The organism is Leptospira neocaledonica, from assembly GCF_002812205.1.
Taxonomy (GTDB): domain Bacteria; phylum Spirochaetota; class Leptospiria; order Leptospirales; family Leptospiraceae; genus Leptospira_B; species Leptospira_B neocaledonica.
Window position 1 is genome coordinate 38,494 of sequence record NZ_NPEA01000008.1, and the last position, 22,130, is coordinate 60,623.

21 protein-coding genes are annotated in these 22,130 nt (G+C 40.2%); 7 read left to right on the top strand and 14 right to left on the bottom strand.

Annotated features, from left to right (window positions below; translation table 11 throughout):
• Positions 1-2: 2 nt before the first annotated feature.
• The gene (locus CH365_RS14730) at positions 3-1,412 is read right to left on the bottom strand and encodes an MBOAT family O-acyltransferase (protein WP_100769339.1); all 1,410 of its coding nucleotides are present in this window, start codon (positions 1,410-1,412) and stop codon (positions 3-5) included.
• Complete coding sequence (locus CH365_RS14735) at positions 1,409-2,164, bottom strand: pseudouridine synthase (protein ID WP_100769509.1); 756 nt, start codon at positions 2,162-2,164, stop codon at positions 1,409-1,411. Before CH365_RS14735 ends, CH365_RS14730 begins: the two co-directional genes overlap by 4 nt.
• 103 nt (positions 2,165-2,267) lie before the next feature.
• On the opposite strand from CH365_RS14735, the gene lipA reads away from it, so the two are divergent.
• Both lipA and CH365_RS14745 read left to right on the top strand, forming a co-directional pair.
• Positions 2,268-3,173 carry a lipoyl synthase gene (gene lipA / locus CH365_RS14740; RefSeq protein ID WP_100769340.1) on the top strand — a complete coding sequence of 302 codons (906 nt, stop codon included), beginning with the start codon at positions 2,268-2,270 and terminating at the stop codon, positions 3,171-3,173.
• Positions 3,158-3,496, top strand: a complete 339-nt coding sequence (locus CH365_RS14745) for a hypothetical protein (protein ID WP_100769341.1) — start codon at positions 3,158-3,160, stop codon at positions 3,494-3,496. Before lipA ends, CH365_RS14745 begins: the two co-directional genes overlap by 16 nt.
• A gap of 59 nt (positions 3,497-3,555) precedes the next feature.
• On the opposite strand, the gene CH365_RS14750 is transcribed toward CH365_RS14745, so the two are convergent.
• Positions 3,556-4,737 (bottom strand): lipoprotein LipL45, encoded by a 1,182-nt coding sequence (locus tag CH365_RS14750; RefSeq protein ID WP_100769342.1) that lies wholly within the window; start codon positions 4,735-4,737, stop codon positions 3,556-3,558.
• A gap of 99 nt (positions 4,738-4,836) precedes the next feature.
• Positions 4,837-5,976, bottom strand: coding sequence for a PQQ-dependent sugar dehydrogenase (locus CH365_RS14755; protein WP_425268561.1), 1,140 nt, complete (start codon positions 5,974-5,976; stop codon positions 4,837-4,839).
• A 157-nt stretch (positions 5,977-6,133) separates the two neighbouring features.
• Here CH365_RS14755 and CH365_RS14760 point away from each other — a divergent pair, with 157 nt between their 5' ends.
• Positions 6,134-7,465, top strand: coding sequence for a radical SAM protein (locus tag CH365_RS14760; protein WP_100769344.1), 1,332 nt, complete (start codon positions 6,134-6,136; stop codon positions 7,463-7,465).
• Here CH365_RS14760 and CH365_RS14765 read toward each other — a convergent pair.
• From CH365_RS14765 to CH365_RS14775, 3 genes are read right to left on the bottom strand one after another with little or no spacing between them, the layout of a single operon-like run.
• Positions 7,462-8,148 carry a TIGR00266 family protein gene (locus tag CH365_RS14765; RefSeq protein ID WP_100769345.1) on the bottom strand — a complete coding sequence of 229 codons (687 nt, stop codon included), beginning with the start codon at positions 8,146-8,148 and terminating at the stop codon, positions 7,462-7,464. The two genes, CH365_RS14760 and CH365_RS14765, sit on opposite strands and share 4 nt — an antisense overlap.
• A 3-nt stretch (positions 8,149-8,151) precedes the next feature.
• Positions 8,152-8,823 carry a TIGR00266 family protein gene (locus CH365_RS14770; RefSeq protein ID WP_100769346.1) on the bottom strand — a complete coding sequence of 224 codons (672 nt, stop codon included), beginning with the start codon at positions 8,821-8,823 and terminating at the stop codon, positions 8,152-8,154.
• 18 nt (positions 8,824-8,841) lie between these two features.
• The gene (locus tag CH365_RS14775; protein WP_100769347.1) at positions 8,842-9,507 is read right to left on the bottom strand and encodes a TIGR00266 family protein; all 666 of its coding nucleotides are present in this window, start codon (positions 9,505-9,507) and stop codon (positions 8,842-8,844) included.
• Positions 9,508-9,597: 90 nt separating this feature from the next.
• Between CH365_RS14775 and CH365_RS14780 the strand changes: the two genes are divergently transcribed.
• The 3 genes from CH365_RS14780 to ptsP all read left to right on the top strand — a co-directional run bounded on the left by CH365_RS14780 (position 9,598) and on the right by ptsP (position 13,279).
• Positions 9,598-10,263 (top strand): SDR family oxidoreductase, encoded by a 666-nt coding sequence (locus CH365_RS14780; protein ID WP_208861225.1) that lies wholly within the window; start codon positions 9,598-9,600, stop codon positions 10,261-10,263.
• 264 nt (positions 10,264-10,527) lie between these two features.
• A complete protein-coding gene (lpxC, locus tag CH365_RS14785) occupies positions 10,528-11,433 on the top strand; it encodes a UDP-3-O-acyl-N-acetylglucosamine deacetylase (protein WP_100769349.1) in 906 nt (301 codons plus the stop codon).
• 103 nt (positions 11,434-11,536) lie between these two features.
• Positions 11,537-13,279, top strand: a complete 1,743-nt coding sequence (ptsP, locus tag CH365_RS14790) for a phosphoenolpyruvate--protein phosphotransferase (protein ID WP_100769350.1) — start codon at positions 11,537-11,539, stop codon at positions 13,277-13,279.
• 86 nt (positions 13,280-13,365) lie between these two features.
• Here ptsP and CH365_RS14795 read toward each other — a convergent pair whose 3' ends face one another.
• The 3 genes from CH365_RS14795 to CH365_RS14805 form a co-directional block, all read right to left on the bottom strand.
• Positions 13,366-14,037: an LIC11631 family protein gene (locus CH365_RS14795; protein ID WP_100769351.1), complete on the bottom strand. Its 672-nt coding sequence runs from the start codon at positions 14,035-14,037 to the stop codon at positions 13,366-13,368.
• 105 nt (positions 14,038-14,142) lie between these two features.
• Positions 14,143-16,182 (bottom strand): AMP-dependent synthetase/ligase, encoded by a 2,040-nt coding sequence (locus CH365_RS14800; protein WP_100769352.1) that lies wholly within the window; start codon positions 16,180-16,182, stop codon positions 14,143-14,145.
• A gap of 166 nt (positions 16,183-16,348) precedes the next feature.
• Entirely contained in the window at positions 16,349-16,858 is a 510-nt protein-coding gene (locus CH365_RS14805; RefSeq protein WP_100769353.1) for a TlpA family protein disulfide reductase, read from the bottom strand.
• 102 nt (positions 16,859-16,960) lie between these two features.
• Here CH365_RS14805 and CH365_RS14810 point away from each other — a divergent pair, with 102 nt between their 5' ends.
• On the top strand, positions 16,961-17,380 hold the full coding sequence (locus tag CH365_RS14810) for a hypothetical protein (RefSeq protein WP_100769354.1): 420 nt from the start codon (positions 16,961-16,963) through the stop codon (positions 17,378-17,380).
• Here the strand turns inward: CH365_RS14810 and CH365_RS14815 are convergent.
• The 4 genes from CH365_RS14815 to CH365_RS14830 are packed head-to-tail and all read right to left on the bottom strand — an operon-like array spanning position 17,357 to position 22,120.
• Positions 17,357-18,493, bottom strand: coding sequence for a glycosyltransferase family 4 protein (locus CH365_RS14815; RefSeq protein WP_100769355.1), 1,137 nt, complete (start codon positions 18,491-18,493; stop codon positions 17,357-17,359). The genes CH365_RS14810 and CH365_RS14815 overlap by 24 nt on opposite strands.
• A gap of 28 nt (positions 18,494-18,521) precedes the next feature.
• Positions 18,522-19,373 (bottom strand): 3'(2'),5'-bisphosphate nucleotidase CysQ, encoded by an 852-nt coding sequence (locus CH365_RS14820; RefSeq protein ID WP_100769356.1) that lies wholly within the window; start codon positions 19,371-19,373, stop codon positions 18,522-18,524.
• A 9-nt stretch (positions 19,374-19,382) separates the two neighbouring features.
• A complete protein-coding gene (locus CH365_RS14825) occupies positions 19,383-19,823 on the bottom strand; it encodes an LIC11625 family surface-exposed protein (RefSeq protein ID WP_100769357.1) in 441 nt (146 codons plus the stop codon).
• Between the two features lie 59 nt (positions 19,824-19,882).
• Positions 19,883-22,120, bottom strand: coding sequence for an ATP-dependent helicase (locus tag CH365_RS14830; protein ID WP_100769358.1), 2,238 nt, complete (start codon positions 22,118-22,120; stop codon positions 19,883-19,885).
• Positions 22,121-22,130: the final 10 nt, after the last annotated feature.

Genomic DNA, 22,130 nt, shown 5'->3' on the forward strand with positions numbered 1-22,130 from the left:
TCTCAGAATTGTCCGTAAAAGAAATCTGCATTTCCGCTAGGTAGGGCGAGTAAAACCAAGATCCATACAATAGGAAGAAATGCAGTCTTCCATTTGAGACCGACCTTAAATTTTTCAGGCCATTCTTCCGTAGAATGGAATAAGATCGCGACCAAAAGTGCAAAAATACAAGGTTCCATATTCGGGAAAGCTACTCCATTCGACCATACGAATATTCTTTGTACTGCAGCCACTGCAGATCCAAAATCAGGAGTAAAAAATAAAATCCAAGAAATACTATATATATTTAAAACGAACAAATAAGTGATCGTTTGTTTTACATACGGGATTTCTGGTAATATTTTGATATTTAAATCTTTTAAAACTCTTTCGATTGAGAGATATAATCCAGTTAGAACTCCCCAAAGAAGATAATTCAAATTGGCTCCATGCCAAAGGCCACCCAATCCAAAGGCTAACATATAATTAAAACAAGTGCGAAAGGTTCCACTTCTGGATCCGCCTAGAGGAATGTACAAATAGTCTCTGATCCAAAAAGAGAAGGTTAAATGCCATCTTCTCCAAAAATCCCCAAAACCACTAAAGAAGAATGGAGCCTTGAAGTTTTGAGGAAGAGTAAATCCTAAAAGTTTTCCCATCCCTCTTGCAATATCAGTTAGTCCTGAAAAATCCAAATACAGATAGATCGCAAAGAAATACACAGTGCTTAAAAGTGCTGCCCCAGAAAAAGCGGAAGTCTCTGCAAATACTTGAAATATAGATCCTGACATCAAAACGGAAACTACGGACTTTTTAAAAAGACCGATTACAACTAACCATAATCCGTCCACCATATCCTCTTTTTCCATTTTAGGAGAATCGAACTGGGTAGCCACATCGTTAAATCTTAATATAGGACCTGCGATCATCACTGGGAAAAGGAAAATATAGGAAGTCAGTTTCCAAAACCCGATCTCTTCTGTGATCATTCCTTTTTTCTTATCCACCAGAAGAGAGATAAATTGGAATGTATAATAACTGATGGTTAAAGGAAGAACTACTTCGAATCCCGCCCAGTCCAAAGACTTGGAAAGTATCCCATCCAAACTGACCTTATTTTGGAAATCAGGAATTCCTAAGAATATACCGACCAGGTCTGCGAAAAAATAGAAGTATTTAAAAAAAGCTAAATTAAGAACATTAAATCCTATGGAAACCGGCAAGAACCACTTTTTTGCAAAGAAAAACCGCAGGAATATCCAATTGATACTTACCACAAGGATCAGATGGAATAAAAACTTCCATGAGGAGAATGTGTAGAATAAAGCGGAACTTAAGATTAGAAAATATTTTTTCCATCGATCCGGAAGATTCCAATACACCAGAAATACTAGGCAGAAAAAAAATAAAAATTCTAAACTGGTAAAATTCATGGTCTCCAAACTTTAGGATCCAGTAAGACAAACTTACCTTCTCCGATTTTCAATTTTTCTAAAGAAAGTTTTCCGATCCGTATTCTTTGTAGATCGATCACTCTAGCACCGAGTATCGAAAACATCCTACGGATTTGGCGTTTTCTTCCCTGTTTTAAGATTACTCTAAACTTAGAAGATCCTTCTCCTTTTGTTAAGGATGTAACCTTCTCTGCTTTTAAAAATTCGCCCTCATCCATAAATCCCTTAGTGAATCTATCCTTCACTTCCTTTGGATCCAATTCATCTTCCAAGACTACTTCGTATTCCTTTTCGGAACCTTCGGATGGATGTGTAATTTCTTGGACTAAATTTCCTTGGTCTGATAAAAGAAGAAGTCCCCTTGAATCCAGGTCCAATCTTCCTGCGATAAATAGTTTACCGTATTTTTTAGGGAGTAATTCAAAAACTGTATTAGAATGAAAACGATCGCTATGAGAGCAAAGAAAACCTTTCGGTTTATTTAATGCCAAGAATATAGCTTCCGTAGGCGGTTCTAATTTTTTATTTCCTACCTGAACAGAGTCCAAACCTACTTTAATTCTGGTGCTCAGGTTCTTTTCAATAGAACCATTGACTCTTACTTTTCCGGAAAGAACCAATTCTTCGACCTTTCTGCGCGAACCAAGACCGCAGTCAGAGAGAAACCGATTGATTCGGATCTCCTTTTGGGGTTTTTCCCCTTTTTTCACTTTTGCGATATTTTCGCTCAAACTATCTCCTGGCATTGGCCGATCCCTCCAGAATCATGGACCCGCCTGTTTCCGGCTACCCAAAACACTTGACTCTTTAGAGACTCGGGCGGAGGCTTTAAGGGTGAATCCTCTCAAAAAGAAGCCCAGATCCAATGCTTACCAACCCGCTCCCGAAAAACCGGATTGGTTAAAGGTAAGGCTTCCTTTCCGTGAAAAGGAAAATCCGGTCGATTTAGTCCGTAATTCTGTAGAGGGAGGAAAACTCAACACTGTATGCGAAAGCGCTTCTTGTCCTAACCTGAATCATTGTTGGTCCAGAAAAACTGCCACCTATATGCTCGCAGGAGATATCTGTACGAGACGTTGTTCCTATTGTGATGTTGCTTTCGGAAAACCGTTGGCATTAGATCCGGAAGAACCATTAAGGGTGGCAGAATCCGCAAAGGCCTTGGGTCTTAAGCATGTAGTCATCACATCGGTAAACAGAGACGATTTATCTGATGGAGGAGCTTCTCATTATAAAAAAACCGTAGAGCTGATCCGAGAAAGACTGCCCGAATGCAAAATTGAAATTTTAGTACCAGACTTCAAAATGAGGGAAGAAAATCTAGAGATCGTCTATTCTTCCAAGCCGGACATATTCAATCATAACCTGGAAACTGTAGAGAGATTATTTCCTACTGTAGCCCCTGCTAAAAAATACGAACGATCTTTGGATGTTCTGGAGCACGCATCCGGGAAAGGATTTTTAACTAAAAGTGGATTGATACTAGGACTCGGAGAAACCTTAGAAGAAGTCCATCAAACATTAAAAGACCTCAGATCCGTAGGCGTACAAATGGTTACTCTTGGACAATATCTGCAACCAACTCCAACACATCTTCCAGTGAGCGAGTATATTCGTCCTGAAGTATTCAAAGATCTGAAAGAATTCGGAAAAGCCCTAGGATTCAGAACAGTATTCTCTGGACCATTGGTCAGAAGTTCTTATCACGCGGACGAGCAAGTGCCGTGGTTCGAAAATTAAAAAGACTCAAAGACAAATTTCCGGAAATCCCGGATACTGGAGAGATGAAAAAGATCATCTTCCATTCTATTCTATCGTATCTTTCCAAACAAGATGGTCATGTTTCCAAAATGGAGATCAAAGACGTTCTATTTGATTCCATTAGTTTGATCCCCGGCTTCCGAGTAGAATGGGGAGAGATCCAAAAATTCGGTAAAAGTAAACTGCTAGTAAATTATAAAGATAAGGTTCTAGTTTTGGATCTAGAAGAAATTTCAAATATGATCCTAAAACTCTGGGATCATTATTTAGATACTCATCCGCATCATAAGTCTCATAAATAGAAAAACCCGAGCTGCCTTTCGGACAACCCGGGGTTTTTCCACCTATTTAAGCCTGTGGATTAGTTTTCGGACTTAGTTTGGAAGTCGTAGATAACTTCTTTTACATCATCCTGATTGATCTTCTTAATACCGTCTTCGGTATGGACGATCATGGTACTACCTTGCTGGTCTACAATCGCCCCGATGATGGTAGTTTTTCCATCAGCCAGTACGATTTTTTCCAGTTTCTCGTAGTAGTTTACAAGATCCTTATTGGTTTTCAGGTTTTTAGGAGCAGAAACAAGAACGTTCTTGAATCTTTTCAACTCGTCTGCCTGACGCTTAGCTAATTCTTCTTCGATTTTCTTTCTCTCAGCTTCATTAGCAGCGTTAGTAGCTTCGTCTACTTTTCCGGATTTAGGATCGATATTCAGTTTTACTAATTTATCGGTAGTGTCTTTGTCCAGAGTAACGATAGTTCTGATCTCTTCTTCTTCGGTTTTAGAAACTCCAGAGCCGCTCAGTTTAGTAACTGCTTTTGGAATATCTTTCTCCAAAGTAGCATCTAGCTTAGTAAGTTCTTTCTCACCGAATTTTTTATCAGGAGCTTTTACTATGGAAGACTCGTCTTTTTCTAAGATAACTTCAGATTTATCCAGGGAAGCTTTGATCTTTTGTAATTCTGCATTCGCAGAAATTTCTTCTGCACTTGCACCTTCCAGAGCACGAACTCTTGGAGATACTGCAACGGATCCTTCTAATACTTTTACGACGGATCTGTCGTTTTTAGTACGATCCACGACGAAAGAAGTTCCTCTAACTCCCGCGATTGCGGTCGGAGTTACTACGGAGAACTGATCGTCTTTGCTTGCTTTATTTACTTTAGCGAAAACTTTTCCGGAAACTAAGGACAGTCTAGTGTCAGTGTTTCCTTGGGTATTCAAAGCGAGAGCGGAGAATTCCAAGCTGGACTTTTCAGCCAAACGAATGGCAGAACCGTCGGAGAATTGGATATCAACTTTTGCTTTTGCCTTGGTTTCAATTTTGTCCCCTTCTTTCAGGACTGTTCCAAGACTAGCTTTGTCTTCAGTTAAATCAGCGTGTTGGATTTTTGCTTCCCCTACGCTAAATACTACGATTGCCGATGGTTGGCTCTGTTTTGCGTTCGCGGAATCCGCGTTCTCCGCAGGCTTTTTACAAGCTCCGGATGTCAACAGACCGACCACTAGGACGGCTGATGCAACGGAAATGACTTTATTCATACCCCTATCCTTCTTTGATCGAGATTAATCTGGACCACGGTGGAGGCAGTCCGATCTATATTGGGTTAACATCTATGGATTTGGGATTTTCAATTTATTTCAATTTTTTTTTCCTATTTGGAAGATATTTCCTGAACTAAAATCACCAAAATACAGTTCACCTGTGGAATCTTGGCCAAATGTGCTAATTAGGTAGTGAGTATCCCCTAATACGGTTAGTTTCTTCTTACCTTCTGCCTCGGTAGAGAATCCGAGGATCTTTCCTGAGACAAAGTCGGCAAAAATGTACCAACCATAGTATTTGGAAAGATTTTTCCCTCTGTAGACGTATCCACCCGTGATGGAGCGGCCCAGATCATGATCATATTCCAATATTGGATCGGTTAATCCCGGTTTTTCGCAGGCCTCTTTAGGTAAAAAGCAATAGGATCCTTCTTTTATATTCCATCCATAATTTTTGCCTTTTAGAACCAGATCTACTTCTTCCCAATCATCCTGCCCTACATCTGCCAGATAGAGATCTCCTGTTTTTGTATCAAAGGAAAACTTCCAAGGATTTCTAAGTCCATAGGCCCAGATCTCAGGCAAGAAGCCTGGCGAATTTTTGAAAGGATTGTCTTCCGGAATCTTATAAGGAGGAGCATTGGAATCCAAGTTAGGTGTTATTCGGATCAAAGTTCCTAGATAAGTAGAAGTATTTTGCCCATGTTTGTATGGGTCTCCTCCGGCGCCACCATCCCCAAAACCAATATATAATTTTCCATCCGGACCGAAAGCCAACTGGCCCGCATTATGATTGGAATAAGGCTGATCCACTCTAAGTAAGATCCTTTTACGATCTTGCCAGCGAAGAATTTTAGAATCGTCCCATAGAAATTCTAGAATGAATGTCTGGTCCTTCCCCGCTTCTTTTGAAACTGCATTGATATAGAAGAGCTTATTTTCGGAAAACTTAGGGTGAAATGCAAAACCCAGTAAACCTTCTTCCGATCTGGTCTCTACACTTCCTGTAAAATCAGCAATGAGTTTGGATTGTTTGTTTGTAAAATTCCAGAGAAGTATTTTTCCCTTCTTCTCTAAGACTAACATCTCTCCGGGAAGGCTAGGATGAAATTGTATATCGGTGATTTCTTTAAAGCCGGAAGCTATTTGGGTCCAACCAAATACGTATTCTGTGCCGTTCTCTTTTTTAGGTTTTTGTTTTTTGGTTTTGGCAAGAAGATGGGTGCCCTCTCCCATAAAAAGGCAGAGTCCCAGAAATAGAAAGAATACTAAGATCCTATTGCAAAATCGTCTCATTCTGGCAGAAAAAATACAGTTTGAAAGCTCTCAGTCAAGGATGAAAAAGCCAAAAACTAGATGCCAAAACTTACCCACAAACCAGTCTGGAGCTAAGATGAGCACGAGCACCCTTCGCCCCGAATCTTCCATAGCCTTATTGGAGGAAATGGAAAGAAAATACAAACAGATCCCATTCGAAGCAATTCTGAAACAGGATATTCTTAGACAGGGGATCCATTTTCTTCCGGAATCTTTTCAAGTAGGGGAAGATTATAAGACCAAGGATTATTTCATCTTCTCCTTCGACCATATCCCACTTGCGGATATGAAAGAAGGGACCGATTCAAAAGCGCCTGAAGAGATCAAAATCACCGGCGGTTATTTCAATTTATTGCCTACTATTGTTTCTACTCGTAATAATCCCAACTCTCCTTACAAAGTAAAACGTATCCCTGCCGGAGAAAAAGACGAAGGCAGACCCGGTCTTTATTTAAACGAAACATTTTTGGGAAAATTAGAATACCCACCTAAGCCTGCATGGTACAGACACAAAACCAAGTCCGGAAAAATTCCAGGTGAGATCGCACCTGTTATCGAATGGGGATATCTCATCTACCTAACTGTATTCCGCAACTGCCAATATTTTGGTAAAGACGAAGAATGCGCGTACTGCGATATCAATCATAACTATAGACAACAGAAAAATGCAGGCAGACCGTATACAGGCGTTAAAGATATCGAAGATATTTTAGAAGTTCTGTCTTGGATAGATGCAGAAGACGAGATCGCGAAAGTTTACACCATCACTGGCGGTTCCGTAATCACTTCTCTTAAAAAGAAAAATGAAATAGATTTTTATTTAGAATACGCGCAAGCAATTGAGCAGAAGTTCCCTGGAAGATGGATGGGCAAGATTGTTTCCCAAGCCTGGGAGAATGATGACTGCAAAAAATTTAAAGACGCAGGAATCCAAGTTTACCATCCGAACTACGAAGTCTGGGAACCTGAACTATTCCGAAAAATTTGTCCTGGAAAAGAAGCTTATATCGGTAGAGACACTTGGATCAGAAGGATCGTTGATTCTGCAGAAATTTTTGGGCCTTCTTATGTGATCCCAAACTTTGTAGGTGGAGTAGAACTTTCTCAACCTTGGGGATTTGCCACAGTTGCAGAAGCAATTAAATCTACTGGAGAAGGTCTAGACTTCTTCATGTCAAAAGGTATCATGCCTAGATTTACTGCTTGGTGCCCGGAACCTTATACAACTTTAGGAACACAAGCCGGTCCTCCATTGGAATATTTCTGTGAATTACTCACAGTCTGGAAGTCTACATTCGAAAAATATAATCTACCAGTTCCTCCAGGTTACGGAGAACCAGGACCAGGAAAGGCGGTATTCTCCGTTTCCGCCTTTATGGATGTGATTGGCTATCCAGGAAGGGCTTAATCCCCTCCACTCGTAGAACGTTGCACTCTTCTCCAGGTATTTGCCCAAGAGGCAAAAGAGTTTTGGTTACGAGTTTGTAGATAAAGTTTTCCCTTACCGGAAAATTTGGCGACCAATCCTTCTCCAGATAAGAAGAGAGATTTTAATCCGCCTACTTTATCTATATGATAGTCCAAGCTTGGTTCGAATGCTACGATATGGCCTGTGTCAACGATGTACATTCCATCCACATCTACTTGGTGAATTGCTCCAAAGCTAGAAAAGAAAAGGTCTCCTGTTCCGGAAACTTTTAGAAAGAATAAACCTTCTCCCGCAAAAAATCCTTTGAAACCTCCCCATTTGCTGTCGATCACAAGCTCTGTGCCGCCAGCAACATAGGCACCTCTGCTTAAGATCAATTCTTCGTTTTTGAGAGTTCTATGTTCCAAGTCTCCTTGGGTAGCAGAGGTCAAAAATAATTCTCCATTTCCATTTTCTACAGTGAATGTGTTTTGGAAGAAGGACTCACCGCTGAATAACGCTCTTTTTGCGGATGCGAATATTCCCCCTTGGGCCTTGGTTTCCATTTTGACCTGAGGAGACATGGCAACCATTGCTCCGGATTCCGCACGAATGGATTCTCCGGAATTCAAATTGAGCTTTAGGATGGGAAAATCAGGTTTTGCTAATATTTCAAATTTCATATATTATTCCTTTCTAGGTGGTAATTCGGATCTGAACCAAGCGCCGAGTGTAGGCACATTTCTGGATTGGAGCCAGAGTCGTCCTCTTCCTTTAAATTTGGCGACTAAACCTTCTCCGCCCAAGAAGAAAGATTTCCAACCTCCGAACTTAGTGATCTCGTATTGCAGACCTTCTTCGAATGCTACGATATGGCCTGTATCTACTATAAATTCGCCTTCTACATCTAAGACTTCGATCCCACCGTAACTGGAGATAAGAACCGGTCCGCTTCCACTCAGTTTTAAGAAGAACAAAGACTCACCGCTGAAAAAACCTTTTAAGCCTTGGAACTTAGTATCTATATCTATCTCTGGTTTTGAAGCGAGAAAGGAACTGGATTGGATAAAAATTGTACCGTTCAATTCCAGTTTTTCGATATCACCAGGAAGTGTGGGAGCCAGTAAAACTTCGCCCGCTTGTGATGCAGAGAATGTGTTCATCCAGAAAGATTCTCCTCCTAAGAAGGCAGCCTTCAAGGATTTAAAAAGTCCTCCTTGTTGTGCCTTACTTGTTTGCATTTGGATATGAGAACTCATACTCATGAGAGCTCCCGCTTCCGCCTTGATGGATTCTCCGGAACTTAAATTTACTTTTGCTACGGAATAAGATGGTTTGTATAAAACTTGGATATTCATTTTAATTCCTAATATTTGTTAAACTGGAAGAAGTTTAGTAAGCCAGCTGATAAATCCGGAAGGCACTCTAGATTGGATCCATAGAGTTCCATTGCCTGAGAAATTTGCGACTAAACCTTCGCCACCTAGTAATGTGGATTTCCAATTTCCTCCCGCCTTTCCTACTTTGAATTGTAGAGAATTTTCGAAGGCGACTATATGACCTGTGTCTACAGTATAATTTCCTTCTACTCGGATTGGAACAATAGCTCCATAAGAACTTAAGAATACTTTTCCGGTTCCGGAAATTTCTAATAAGAACAGACCTTCTCCTCCGAATAAAGAACGAAGACCACCAAATTTAGAAACAACTTGGATGCCGGGATCGGATGCTAGATAAGATCCAGATTGAACAAAAATACTTTTTCCATTCAGATCCAGATCTATGATATCTCCGGGAAGATCGGGAGCAAGTCCGATCTCTCCTCCTGTATCGGGAGCTGTGTAAGTATTGAAGAAGAACGATTCTCCACCGAAAATTTTTCTGGAAAGTGCAGAAAGAAACCCACTTCCCATTTTGGTTTCTACACCCATTTTGGAACTCATGTACACCATGGCTCCGGCTTCCGATTTAATCGATTGACCAGGGCCTAATCTAAGTTTCAATAAGGAGAAGGAAGGTTTATGAGAGATCTGGAATTGCATACGCGGGAAAGTTTGGAAAATATTTTCCAAGGCGTCAATCGATTCCCGGGCTCGTAAATTTCTTTCTAGACTTCTTCTTATTTAAATTTAATCCGAATGAAACAAATTTTAATCACTGGCGCAAACCGAGGCATCGGTCTGGAACTCGCAAATATCTATGTTGAAAAAGGTTATACCGTTTACGCTGCTTGTAGAAAAAGTTCGGAACCGCTCCGTAGATTGGGTGTAAAAATTTTCGAAGGCCTGGACCTAACCCAAAGCCAAAGTTTCGAAACTCTTTCCGGTTTTTTAACCGGGGTCAAACTGGACATATTTATCAATAATGCAGGGATCCTGATCCCGGATAATTTGGAAAGTGTGGACTTTACGGAATTAGAAACTCAGATCCTGGTAAATGCGATCGGGCCAATCCGACTCAGCAGGCTTCTTCTTCCTAAACTTGGTCCAAATTCAAAACTGATATTTATCACTAGCAGAATGGGCTCTATCGCAGACAATACTTCCGGAGCCTATTATGGATACAGAATGTCCAAAGCCGCCTTGAACGCGGGTGCCGTTAGCCTAGCTCGTGACTTAAGCTCTAAAAAGATCTCTGTAGGTATTTTACATCCGGGAATGGTAGCTACCGAAATGACAGGTAGACAAGGAATTCCCCCTAGAAATGCAGCCGAAGGACTATTCCAACAGGTCGAAAAACTCTCTCCAGAACGGTCCGGAAGATTCTTTCACCAAAACGGGGAAGAGTTACCATGGTAATTGATTCTGTCTCCCTAAAACAACAACTGTTGTAAAAAAGAGACAGAAGTACAGAAATTTCTTTCAAATTATGTCTAGTTATCTCTGTACCGGGCTTTACTGCCTGTCTAAAACAATCTTTTTGCACTGCACCTGGCATGGATATTGCTTCTATAGTCCTAAAGGGTTAATTTGGACTTGGATCTCCAAGAACGTCCAATAAGATAAGAGCCCAAGTGCAAAGCGAATGGATTCCGGAATCGAAAGTTTCCGGGGTAGGAAATGATGAATTTCACTGAACATAGAAAAACTCTTAAAGAAACAGTTAGAATTAAGGGGATCGGATTACATTCCGGCAAAGAAGTAAATCTGATCGGGCACCCTGCTCCTGCTGGAAAAGGCATAGTCTTTGAATATAGAAAGGGAGAAGATAAAGCATCCATCCCTGTAGAATTAAGTAACGTGGTAGATACAAGTAACGCTACCACACTCGGAGATGGACTCCATAGGGTCCAAACTGTAGAGCATCTAATGGCAGCGGTATTCTCCTTAGGAATCACGGATATGGTCCTGGAAATCGACTCCGTAGAAGTTCCGATCATGGATGGATCTTCCCTTCCTTTCTTAGAAGCATTCGAAAGCACGGGTTATACCGAATTCGAAGAAAGAATAGAACCCATTTATGTTAAGAACCCAATGTGGGTAGTAGATGGGGACAAGTATCTTGTGATCCTTCCGAGCGAAACCTGGAAAGTGACGTACACAATTGACTTCCCTCACCCCCTTCTAAAAGGCCAGAATATCACAATCGATCTGGACCGCGACATTCTCAGAAACGAAATTTTACCAGCCAGAACCTTCGGATTTCTAAAAGACGTTGAAGCCCTCCAAGCAAGAGGTCTCGCTATGGGAGGCTCCTTGGACAATGCAATCGTTCTTACTCAGGATGGATACCTGAATGAATCCCTCCGCTACGAAAACGAATGTGTCCGACATAAAATTTTGGACCTGGTGGGAGATCTTTCCATCGCAGGAAGACCTATTATCGGACATTACTTGGCTTCCAAGGCGGGACATGCGCTGGACGTTTCCATGGCTAAGTTAGTCATGAGTTCAGTAACAGGAAATGAACTGGGCAAATACAAAAGCCGCCGGATCCCTCTTTTCAACAGAAAAGCGGCGATGGTCTAATCCGCTCGATTTCCCGCCTTTGATTTGGGCGGGAAGTCACAGATTTATAAAAGACTTGTCGATTCACTAAACTACTGTATTTCTACCTGCGGATATTCATTCTATGAATGGCGGCGGAAAAAGAAGTACATATATGGGGATAGTCGCTTTTCCCGGAAGGTTTTACGGTAAATGCGTAAAAGTCGGGACAAAGAGAAGACATCTTGCTCACGGCGCCTATATCCACGAGAGCCAGAAGCAGGAAGAGCTCAAAAAACTTGCGAGCGCTCTAGATTCTTCCAAAATAGAATTAAAATCTATCATCTCTAGTCTCAAAACAAGAGAACAAGATAGAGAACTTAAAGAAATTTTAGAAACCCAGGTCACGATCACGGAAGATCCGGGTTTGCAAGATTCATTTAGGAATCGCATTAAAGAATACAATGAAAATGCGTTTTTAGCGGTTCAAAATACGATCAACGAACTCACAGATAAGTTTACTCGTTTGGACAATCCATTCTTTCGAGAAAGATCAGATCATTTTCAGGATATTTCCAATCGGATCTTAGAAAACCTTTTGGATAAAAAAGAAGAAGTCTCCTTTTTAGCGGACCAATCAGAGGACGTGATCCTAGTCGCAAGACAATTGACCCCTTCTCAAATGATACTCATGGACAAGAGTAAAATTAGAGGAATAGCCACCGATTTGGGAGGAAAAACAGGTCATATGGCGATCCTTGCCAGAAACTACGGGATCCCCACAATCGTAGGTTTAAAGGAATTTTATAGAAATATTAACGATTTTGAATATGTTTTTTTGGATGCGGACACCGGTCAGATCGTGAGGAACCCTACGATAGAAGAAGTTAAGTATTACGGAGCTTCTTCTCCCTTGAGTTTTGAGACCAAGATAATAAAACCAAAAAAAGCGGTTACAAAAGACGGAGTCAAGATCCGACTAAAATGTAATTTAGAATCGGATACAGACTGCGATCTTGCTAAAAAAGCGGATGTGGACGGAGTGGGACTTTTCCGTTCCGAGTCGTTATTCTTAAAATACCAGGATAAAAACGTTTCCGGAGAAGAACAATTCTTAGCCTACAAAAGGATCGCAGAAGGAATGGATCCTAATCCTGTTTACATTCGAACTTTCGATATAGGAGCGGATAAATTTTCGACAGGAGAATTTGAAGAAAATCCTTTTTTAGGAAATAGAGGGATTCGATACAGTCTCCAAAACCCGGAATGGTTCAAGGAACAATTGATCGCGATACTAAGAGCTTCCGCTTATGGAAACTTAAGTATTCTACTCCCTATGGTGACAAACCTAGGAGAGATCAAAAAAACAAAAGAAATATTAGAAGAATGTAAAAGAGAACTTACCACCAGAAAAGAAAAGTTCAATAAGAAGATAAAATTAGGCGTGATGGTAGAAACTCCTTCGGCAGTATCTTCCATGGATGTTCTTGCAAGAGAAGTGGATTTTTTCTCCGTCGGAACAAACGATCTATTACAATATTTAATGGCAGTTGATCGGAATAACGTAAATGTTTCTTCCTTATACAATCCATTTCATATTTCTTTCTTAAGAACTCTGGTCCAGATCGTAGAAACAGCTTGGAAATATGAAAGACCGTTGAGTATCTGCGGAGAAATTGCGTCCGACACAAATTTTACGATCTTACTTTTGGGTATGGGATTTAGGGAACTTTCCATCTCCATTCCGTTTGTAGGTCCGATTCGTAAAATTTTAGGATCTGTCAGTTTAAAACAGGCAAATTTTCTTTTAAAAAAGATTTTAGAACTTTCTGAAAATGAGGATTACGAGGCAATCGAAGCCTTTCTGTTTAGCAAACATTTGGAATAAAGTTCGACTCTAAGAACGCTTGCAGGAACGCACGCGCCTGGCAATTTAATTCTAAATGCAAATGTTGGAACTCCAACATTGCAAATTTACTTTATAATATCAGAATATTCCAGACTCAAAAATAAAAAAGGCTCCTGGTCGATCTTCTTCTCTTGTAAAAATAGAGGACCTAAGGACTCTTTCGGTTTCAGGAAATTTAAGTACGACTGCTTTTCTGTTCTAAGGAAAAAATTCCCTTCTGATTTTTTCTCGAAATGAAACTGAGAAATCTTTTTAATCACAGATGGAAGATTTCTATTTTCAGAATGGATCTTAGAAAATAAAATTAGATAATTTTTCTCTTTCCAAGTTCCTTCGAAAACGAACCCTTCGGAGGAAAAAAATTCTCTAAAAGGAATTTTTTCGGAAAGATCTTCCAATCTTGAATATTGAAATACTTCTTCCGTACCGAGCACTTTTGGTAAAAAAGAATCGATCTTAAGTCCGGGAGCATCTTCCCAGCCTGCACTTAAACAAATCCCTTTTTTAAAACTTGGGTTTAGGTTTTTGATCTCCAGTTCCGAGTGAAACTTTTTCCAAAAAAGTTCCGCTCTGGCAAAAATGAATCCTAAATTTAAGGCAGAAAATTCTCTTACCCTGGAAAAGTCCCAGACTTCTCTTTCTCTTAACGTGGAAAAGTAGAGATTGTCCAAAGCATATAGGTCCGAATGACCATAAGGTTCGAAAATACTTGGTTTGGAGAGGATCGTTTTCGCCATACAGGATACATATCGGCGGCATGTATAATTCCCCGCAGGGTAAAAAAAAAAGCCCCGGTTGGTAACCGAGGCTTCTTCTTTCCTTTTTTAAGCGTTAAAAAAGGATTATTTATCTGTGTAGACCTTCTTGATTTTATCCGCGTATTTCTCAGCGATTACGTGGCGTTTCATCTTCAACATATTGTTCAGCTCGTCTCCCACCTCAAAAGGTTTGGAAACTATGAAGAAAGGAGTCACTTGCTCGAAGGACTTAAATCCGTTCTTAGCGTTATTCAACGCCTTGATCTCTTTCTTGTATAGATCTACCACTTTTGCGTTGTCTATCAAAGCTTCTTTATTAGAAGTATCAACTCCGTTCTCTTTTGCCCATTCTTCTAATTTTTCGAAGTCAGGAACAATGATGGCTCCCAGGTTTTTCTGGTCTTGGCCTATGATCATACACTGGCTGATATAAACGGATTCTTGGAGTTTGTTCTCGATTGGAACCGGCTCCACATTTTCCCCACCTAACAAAACAACAGTGTCTTTCGCTCTTCCGGTAAGTGTAAGGGTATGTTTGAAGTTGATCATCCCCATATCGCCTGTGTTCATCCATCCGTCCACAAGAGCCTTAGAAGTAGCTTCTTCATTTTTGAAGTAACCTTTCATAACTTGAGGACCGTTTACGAATACAACACCCTTGCGTCCTAGTTTACCTTTGATCACTTTTCCGTTTGCGTCGATCTCTGTCAGAATTTCATTATTATCATTTCTGATCTGAAGATGAGTTTTAGGAACGATGGAACCTACGGAACCTATGATGAGTTTTTGGAAGGTTCTTACGGAAAGTACAGGAGAAGTTTCAGTCATACCGTAACCTTCCAATACGTTGATCCCGATATTATTGAAGAACTCATCTACGTGACGAGGAAGAGCTCCTCCTCCGGAGATAGATGCCTTAAGTCTTCCACCTGTAGCAGTTCTGATCTTGGAAAGAACGATCTTGTCCAAAGTTGCGCTATTGAAGAATACTCCAAGTCCTGCAAGAATATAAAGAGGCAGGCTTAAATAAGAGAACTCAGTAGGAGCCAATATATAAGCTGCAATCGAAGAAGCTACTGTCAGAGTAAAAGGCCCGGTCAGAACCAGTTGAACCAACATTAAGATTCCGTAAAATAGGGAAACAATCGGATTTCTTCCGGTATAATCCACTTCTTTGCCGGTGATAAAACGAACAGCTGCGTTTTTCTTATCGGAGAAGAAGTAAGCTAGTTTGAATAAACCACGGCGGATCGCAGGAGTTTGACTTGGATCGTTAATCCTTGTATAAATTCCGTTATAGATATTTTCCCAAAGACGAGGAGCGGAACCCATAAAGGTAGGCTTTACAGTTGCCAAGTCTTGGCGAAGATCTCGAACGTTTGTGTAATATGTAGCCGCACCAATACTGATACAAACATATTCTACAACTCTTTCGAACACGTGCCATACAGGAAGAATGGAAAGTAACTTTGCTTCCGCATTGATCTTTAGCATAGGAGTTACGTTCAATACTTGGTGCATCATATTAGAATGTCTTAATTGAACACCTTTAGGAAGACCAGTTGTCCCGGATGTATAGATCAAAGTGAAAAGGTCCTCAGGTTTGATAGAAGCAACTCTATCTTCTACCTTGCGGGAACCGGAAGCTCTTAAACCTTTTCCTTTTTCGATCAGGTCATACATTTTTAGAACGCCTGGAGCCTCGGATTCTTTGTCCATTACGATAATCGTTTTTACTTTTCCGAGCTGCGACTTGTTTCTGTTGAATTTCTCCAACATTTTATCGTTTTCTATGAATACTACTTCGGACTCAGAGTGACTAACGATATAAACGATTTCAGAATCGGTAATATCCGTTCCTCTTGGAACGTCAGCCGCACCAGTCATGATGATACCGTAATCTGCGATAATCCATTCTACACGGTTATCTGCAAGTAATGCGACATGGTCTCTGGATTGAATGCCAAGTTCGATCAAAGCCTCAGCAAGATTCACTCCTGCTTCGTATAACTCTGAATAGTTGATCGGCAAATAATTCTTTTGCGCATCTTTGTATAAGAAAGCCGGTTTATTTTTAAATTTTTCTGCCGACTCACGAAATAATTGGGCGAGATTCTCAGCCATGAATGGAAATTCTCCTGAAATGAAATGGAATGATGGATGTGTCCGGCAGCACTTACCGGGAATCTAATTCCAGATTCAAACTAAATGCTGAAAGATAAATCCTTTTTTTTAAAACGAGTCTAAGTTTGGCTTTTTATTGCACAATCGTTATGGATAAAACGACATTTTAAGGGGATTCAAGCCAGTTTTTTAGTCTTCCGGTCAATATTGGTAGATCTTTCTCTGAAATTCCGTATTGGGAATGAAGTTTCTTTCCTGATTTACTAAAGACAAATAATGCAGGCTGACCTTCTATTTTAAGAGGGGTTACTAATTTCCATTCAGGATCCAGAAGACTTGGATATAACATTCCGAATTCGGAAGCAGCCTTTCGGATTTCTTCCAAGCTTAGATCGTCTTCTGTATTCACACCTAACACGATAGCAGGAGAATCTTTTAATTTTTCTCTCAATTTTTCGACTACCGGGACTGCCTTTTTACAAGGTTCACACCAGCTTGCCCAGAAATCGAGGACCACTAATTTGCCTTTATCTTCCAAAAATTTATGAGAGTTACCATCCCAATCCTCTAAGGTCACCTGGTACAGCAAAGGTTGCTCGTCCGATCTACAATCGTTTAAGAATAAAATGAAAAAAAGAAGAAGGAAGAAGAAAGGCCAGGCTTTTCTAAAAACCATACTTCCAGTTTACAAATAAGAATATAAGCTACAAGTCATTTACTTCCAATTCTACCTTGCTTTAAAGAGTGGAGATCAAAAACTTGTACAGGGTTTTCAGCCTTGGAAGAAACCAGGATCTATAATTACTATTTCCAATTTTCTGAGTTCCAATCTTATTTGGAAGGAAGAAGATTCCAAGGAACAGGCATCCATTTTGATTCCGGAGCCCCGGAAGGATCCGTAAAACCACCAATTCTCTCCGCTTTTCTGGATCCTAAAAAAGGATTTATTCTACAATTAAGATCTAACAAAACTTTAGAAAAAATCTGCACCGATTGGACGGACAATTCTTGGACAAGGAAAGAAGACCTATTTGTTTGGAATGTGAATCCGATGGAACAAATTTATTTCCAGGCCTTGGATAGTAATCGGATCCATATTCACTGGAAATCTTCCTCCGATATTCTTTTTTCCGGAACGATCGAAGAATCTAAAAGATCTTTGACCCAAAAGATCTTAAACTTTTTTATTAGAAACTAAATCCCTAAATATTTTCTTCACAAGTGTGGCCGATTTTTTTCTTTCGAATCTTTTCAGATCCGCTTTCGGAAATTTAAACTTCTTCTTTTGAAAATCCAAAATCGCTTTTTTCCATTCTTCCTCCGATTCAGGAGAAATATACACACAGGATTTTTTTCCTATTTCTTTAAATACTTCTAAATCCGAAACGATACAAGGCAGAGAATAAGCAAGCGCCTCTAAAAGTGGAATTCCGAATCCTTCATAAATGGATGGAAAAACAAATAGGCTTGCTTGTGAATACAAATATCTTAGCTCTTCTTCACTTACAAAATCGAACCAATATAATTCACCCGACTCGGAAGACTGTTTGAACTTTTCTAGAAACTCGGCAGATTCCCAACCTTCTTTCCCGGCATGCACCCAAACAAGATCCGATCTTTCTTTTTTGGCTTTTTGATATGCCTTCAGAAGTGTTCCGAAATTTTTTCGGGGTTCCAGAGTGGAAACAGTTAGGAAAAACTTTTTTGGTAATTTTCCGATCCGTTTTGTAGGAGGAGTTTTGATCTTTTGGATCTCTTTAGGATCGTAACCCGGATAAATAATATCTATTTTATCTTTTGAAAACGAAGAATATTTTAAAATTTCGGAAGCTGTAAATTGTGAATTTGCTAGAATAAAATCAGCTCTTTGGATACTTCTTCTTAAATAAAAAAGCTGCTGGAATCTTGCGATCGGCCTCATTGTCTCCGGAAAACGATAGGCCACGAAATCGTGATATGTCAAAACCCCGGGAATATTTTTGGATAAGAATAATGGAAATACCTGCTGAGTTCCCCAAAATAGATCGATCTCATATTTTCTAAGTTGGAAAGGAAGATAAAACGCAAAGTAAATTCCCCCTTTTTTGGAGAATAGACCTTCTCCGATTACAGACCTTATATTCGGATTTTTGAATAGATCCGAATAACCTTCATGTATTGGCCTATGAGAAAAAAGATAAAATTCAAAATTGGGGTCTTTTTCGAAACCTTTCAGTACAGACTCAATTAATCTGCCCACTCCGGAGACCGGGGTGGATAATGGCCTTGCATCCAAGGCGATTTTGTATTTTTTTCTGTCTAGGTTGGACAAACTAAAAACTTGCCATTTTAAAATTGATTTACCAACGATCTCTGACAGAACCTTGGAGGGAAGTTTTAAACTTTTCCCAGAATTGAGTCACGAGCTCGGATTCTCCGGCGAGTAATCCTATCCCTAGTTTAGAAGTTAAAAATGGATAATCTTTTCCGGAACGGATTTCCAGATCTTTTCCGAGAGAAGCTCGCAATATTGCAATTCCTCCCGCAACATCCCAATCGTTTTTAGGTCGAAGAGAAAGTGTTAAAGGATATTTTCCAACTGCGACAAGTGCAAGTTTATAAGCAATAGAACCTTTCGGCTCGAATATAAAATCATTTCCATAGTCCAAATTTTTGAAAAGTCCTGCCTTAGTTTCCGAAACGGAGACAAGAACCTTAGAACGTTCGGAAGATTCGGATTTCTGAAGATAGAAAGTATTTTCCCAATCGATCTGATTTTCTATATAAGGTGACTTTAAGATTTTATAATATGCACCCCTACCTTCCGCACCCCAAAAGAATTCCCCTGTTGCAGGATTCATTACGATCCCAAAAACAGGTCTACCTTCTTCTAAAAGTCCTAGACTAATCGCAAACTCAGGATTTTTAGCTACAAATTCCCGGGTTCCATCGATCGGATCTAAGACCCAAACCCTTTCTCCTTGGAGAGAAGAATGGGAAAAATCGGTATCTTCTTCGGAATAGACTTTATCTTTTAGGATTTTGCGGATGCCACCTGCAATGATCTCGTTTGCTTGCAGGTCGGCTTCGGTGAGAGGATCACCCTTGGATTTTTCCATCACATGGAAATTTGTTCCATAGATGGAAAAGATCCGATCTGCGGCTTCCAGAACAAGTTTAGAAACTAATTCCGCTTCTTCCGGAAATCGCATGAAAAGGGATTATTTTCCGGAAGTTGGCTGAGCCGGTTGTTTATCTTCCTTATGAGGTTCTTCGTCCAAATTATCTGGACGAACGTAGAATACCTCGTTAATAGGAGTTTGGAGATAAATTTCCGGATCCATTAGATAACTATAAAATACGATATACGTTTTGTATTTTACATACACTCCAAAAGTTCCCTTTTGAGGCTCGTATGAAATGGAATCCGCTTTTAGGTCCTTAGTGTATTCCTTATAATCCAGGTATTTACGATGAAGGCTGTATTTCAAAGCAGAGAGAAGATTTTTTTCCAGAGTCGCTTTTTTAGCTGCGTCGGAAACTTTTCGATTCTTATTAAATTCTTCTACTTTATTAAATTCTTCTACTAAACCGCTGACTTTTCCAGCAAACAATGGGGTCCCAAGGCAGATAGCCAAAGCTAGTATTACGATCCGTTTCATTGTTTCTCCTATGTCCTATGAATAATATCGGTATTTTAGGGGGTGAACTTTCCCCCTCGTTATAATTTCTCTAAGGGAGTATAGGCAAGGAAAAAGTTCTTCTCCAGGCTTCCGAACTTGATTTTTACCTTACGATTTTTACCTGTTCCCTGCACGGAAATCACCTGTCCCAGGCCGAATTGGGCATGTTTGACCTTATCTCCTTCTCGGATATCCGCCTCTTCCCCCAGTGGTTTCGAAGAATCTTCCCTTTCCTGACGAGTTTCCGGGATTTTGTATGCTCCTGAAGAAGCAACCGGAGGCCCTTGTGGTCTTCTGACTCCTTTTTGGGCCAGTATACCTTCTTCTCCAAAACATTCTGAGGGAATTTCAGGAAGGAATCGAGAAGGGATTCGATCTTCTACTTTTCCGAATTTTCGAGAGGTCCTGGAATAACTCAGGTATAATTTCACTCTGGCACGAGTCAATGCTACGTAAAAAAGCCTTCTTTCTTCTTCCTGGCCGTTCGGTTCTTCCAGGCTCATGGAATGGGGGAAGGTTCCCTCTTCCAAACCGGTTAGAAAAACTGTCGGGAACTCCAATCCTTTTGCATTGTGAACGGTCATAAGATGAACATAGTCGGTAAGTTGTGCCGAGTCTTCTTCCGAGGTGAGAAGGCTGATCTGATTCAGATATTCTTCCAAATTAGGGGAATCTTCTCTGGCTTCGTATTCTTCGATGGAGTTCACAAACTCGCGAACGTTCTCTACTTTAGAAACCGCTTCCTCATCGTGTGCATCCCTTTCCATATAGTCGATCCAACCGGATCTTCCTACGATCTCTAAAGCAATCTTAGATGGTAATTCCCCTTTTTCCTTTCGATCAATCAAATCCTCGAATAAATGATAGAGTTCTTTTGCTTTTCCTAAACTCGCTTTTTTTAAGGGAAGATCAGGATGTCCTATAGCTTCTAAAAAAGAAATCCCTTTATCTAAGGAAAATGTCCTAATCTTCTCTATACTCGCCTCTCCGATCCCACGAGGAGGTGTATTCACAATTCTTAATAAAGATGTGGAATCCATAGGATTTGCTACAACATTCAAATACGCGATCATATCCTTGATCTCGGCTCGATCAAAAAATCGGAAACCGCCGAAAATTTTATATGGGATTCCGGAAGATCTGAGTCCTTCTTCAAAGTATCTGGATTGAGCGTTTGTTCTGTAGAAGATCGCAAAATCCTTATAGCCGACTGAATGGGTTTCAGGAGCAACGCGACTATAATCCACTCCTCTTGCAAATCCTGCCCTAATCTTTTTTACGATATCGTAAGCTTCTTCCGTTTCGTTCTCGAATTGAGAAACGGAGATAGGTTCTCCTGACTCATTATTTGTGAATAATTCCTTTTCTTTTCTGCCGCTATTATTTGCGATCACCTTGGAGGCGGCACGGATAATCCTGGAAGTGGAGCGATAATTCTCCTCTAACTTTACTACATAAGCATTCGGAAAATCACTTTCGAAATTTAGAATATTCGAAATATCTGCTCCTCTCCAAGAATAAATGGATTGGTCATCATCCCCAACCACACAAAGATTTCCTCTGTCTCCGGAAAGTAGACGTACCAAGGTATATTGTGCCTTGTTTGTATCCTGATACTCATCCACCATGATATAATTCCATCTATCTTGGTAGGATTTTAAGACTCCTGGGTTCTCTCGAAAAAGCCCCACGGTTTTTTGGATCAGGTCCCCGAAATCCAGAGCCTGGTTTTTTTTCTTACGTTTTTCGTATTCCTCATAGATATTCGATATCATCTGAGATCGATGGGAAAAATTTTCTTTTCTAATATAAGAATCCGAATCGGAAAGCCCATCCTTCCATGAGGAAAAGATTCCCGTCAAAGAAGAAGGTTTATATTGTTTCGGGTCCTCATGCAGATCTTTGATCACCTGCTTTATTAAGGATTCCTGTAATACTGAATCATAAACCGTAAACCCGGAAGGCATTCCCAGGTAAGAAGTTTCCCTTCTCAGAATATATAAACAAAGAGAGTGAAATGTTTTAATCTGAACATTCCAAGGAATGGAAGGAACTAACTTTGCCACCCTTTCCAACATTTCCGCAGCGGCCTTATTGGTAAAAGTTAGCGCACAGATCGAATCCGTTCTTTTATTCAGGATCAAGTTTGCGATCCTATGAGTGATTACTCTGGTTTTCCCGGAACCTGCCCCTGCTAATATTAAAACAGGGCCCTCCAATCTTTCGACTGCGGCTTTCTGAGGATCGTTCAAGCCTTGCACTAGATCAACTGACAAAGCAAAAACT

Excerpts from the sequence above, each read along its gene's own strand:
- CH365_RS14730 (WP_100769339.1), bottom strand. The coding sequence starts at position 1,412 with ATGAATTTTACCAGTTTAGAATTTTTATTTTTTTTCTGCCTAGTATTT.
- CH365_RS14750 (WP_100769342.1), bottom strand. The coding sequence starts at position 4,737 with ATGAATAAAGTCATTTCCGTTGCATCAGCCGTCCTAGTGGTCGGTCTG.
- CH365_RS14755 (WP_425268561.1), bottom strand. The coding sequence starts at position 5,976 with ATGGGAGAGGGCACCCATCTTCTTGCCAAAACCAAAAAACAAAAACCT.
- CH365_RS14760 (WP_100769344.1), top strand. The coding sequence starts at position 6,134 with ATGAGCACGAGCACCCTTCGCCCCGAATCTTCCATAGCCTTATTGGAG.
- CH365_RS14765 (WP_100769345.1), bottom strand. The coding sequence starts at position 8,148 with ATGAAATTTGAAATATTAGCAAAACCTGATTTTCCCATCCTAAAGCTC.
- CH365_RS14770 (WP_100769346.1), bottom strand. The coding sequence starts at position 8,823 with ATGAATATCCAAGTTTTATACAAACCATCTTATTCCGTAGCAAAAGTA.
- CH365_RS14775 (WP_100769347.1), bottom strand. The coding sequence starts at position 9,507 with ATGCAATTCCAGATCTCTCATAAACCTTCCTTCTCCTTATTGAAACTT.
- lpxC (WP_100769349.1), top strand. The coding sequence starts at position 10,528 with ATGAATTTCACTGAACATAGAAAAACTCTTAAAGAAACAGTTAGAATT.
- ptsP (WP_100769350.1), top strand. The coding sequence starts at position 11,537 with ATGAATGGCGGCGGAAAAAGAAGTACATATATGGGGATAGTCGCTTTT.
- CH365_RS14795 (WP_100769351.1), bottom strand. The coding sequence starts at position 14,037 with ATGGCGAAAACGATCCTCTCCAAACCAAGTATTTTCGAACCTTATGGT.
- CH365_RS14800 (WP_100769352.1), bottom strand. The coding sequence starts at position 16,182 with ATGGCTGAGAATCTCGCCCAATTATTTCGTGAGTCGGCAGAAAAATTT.
- CH365_RS14805 (WP_100769353.1), bottom strand. The coding sequence starts at position 16,858 with ATGGTTTTTAGAAAAGCCTGGCCTTTCTTCTTCCTTCTTCTTTTTTTC.
- CH365_RS14820 (WP_100769356.1), bottom strand. The coding sequence starts at position 19,373 with ATGCGATTTCCGGAAGAAGCGGAATTAGTTTCTAAACTTGTTCTGGAA.
- CH365_RS14825 (WP_100769357.1), bottom strand. The coding sequence starts at position 19,823 with ATGAAACGGATCGTAATACTAGCTTTGGCTATCTGCCTTGGGACCCCA.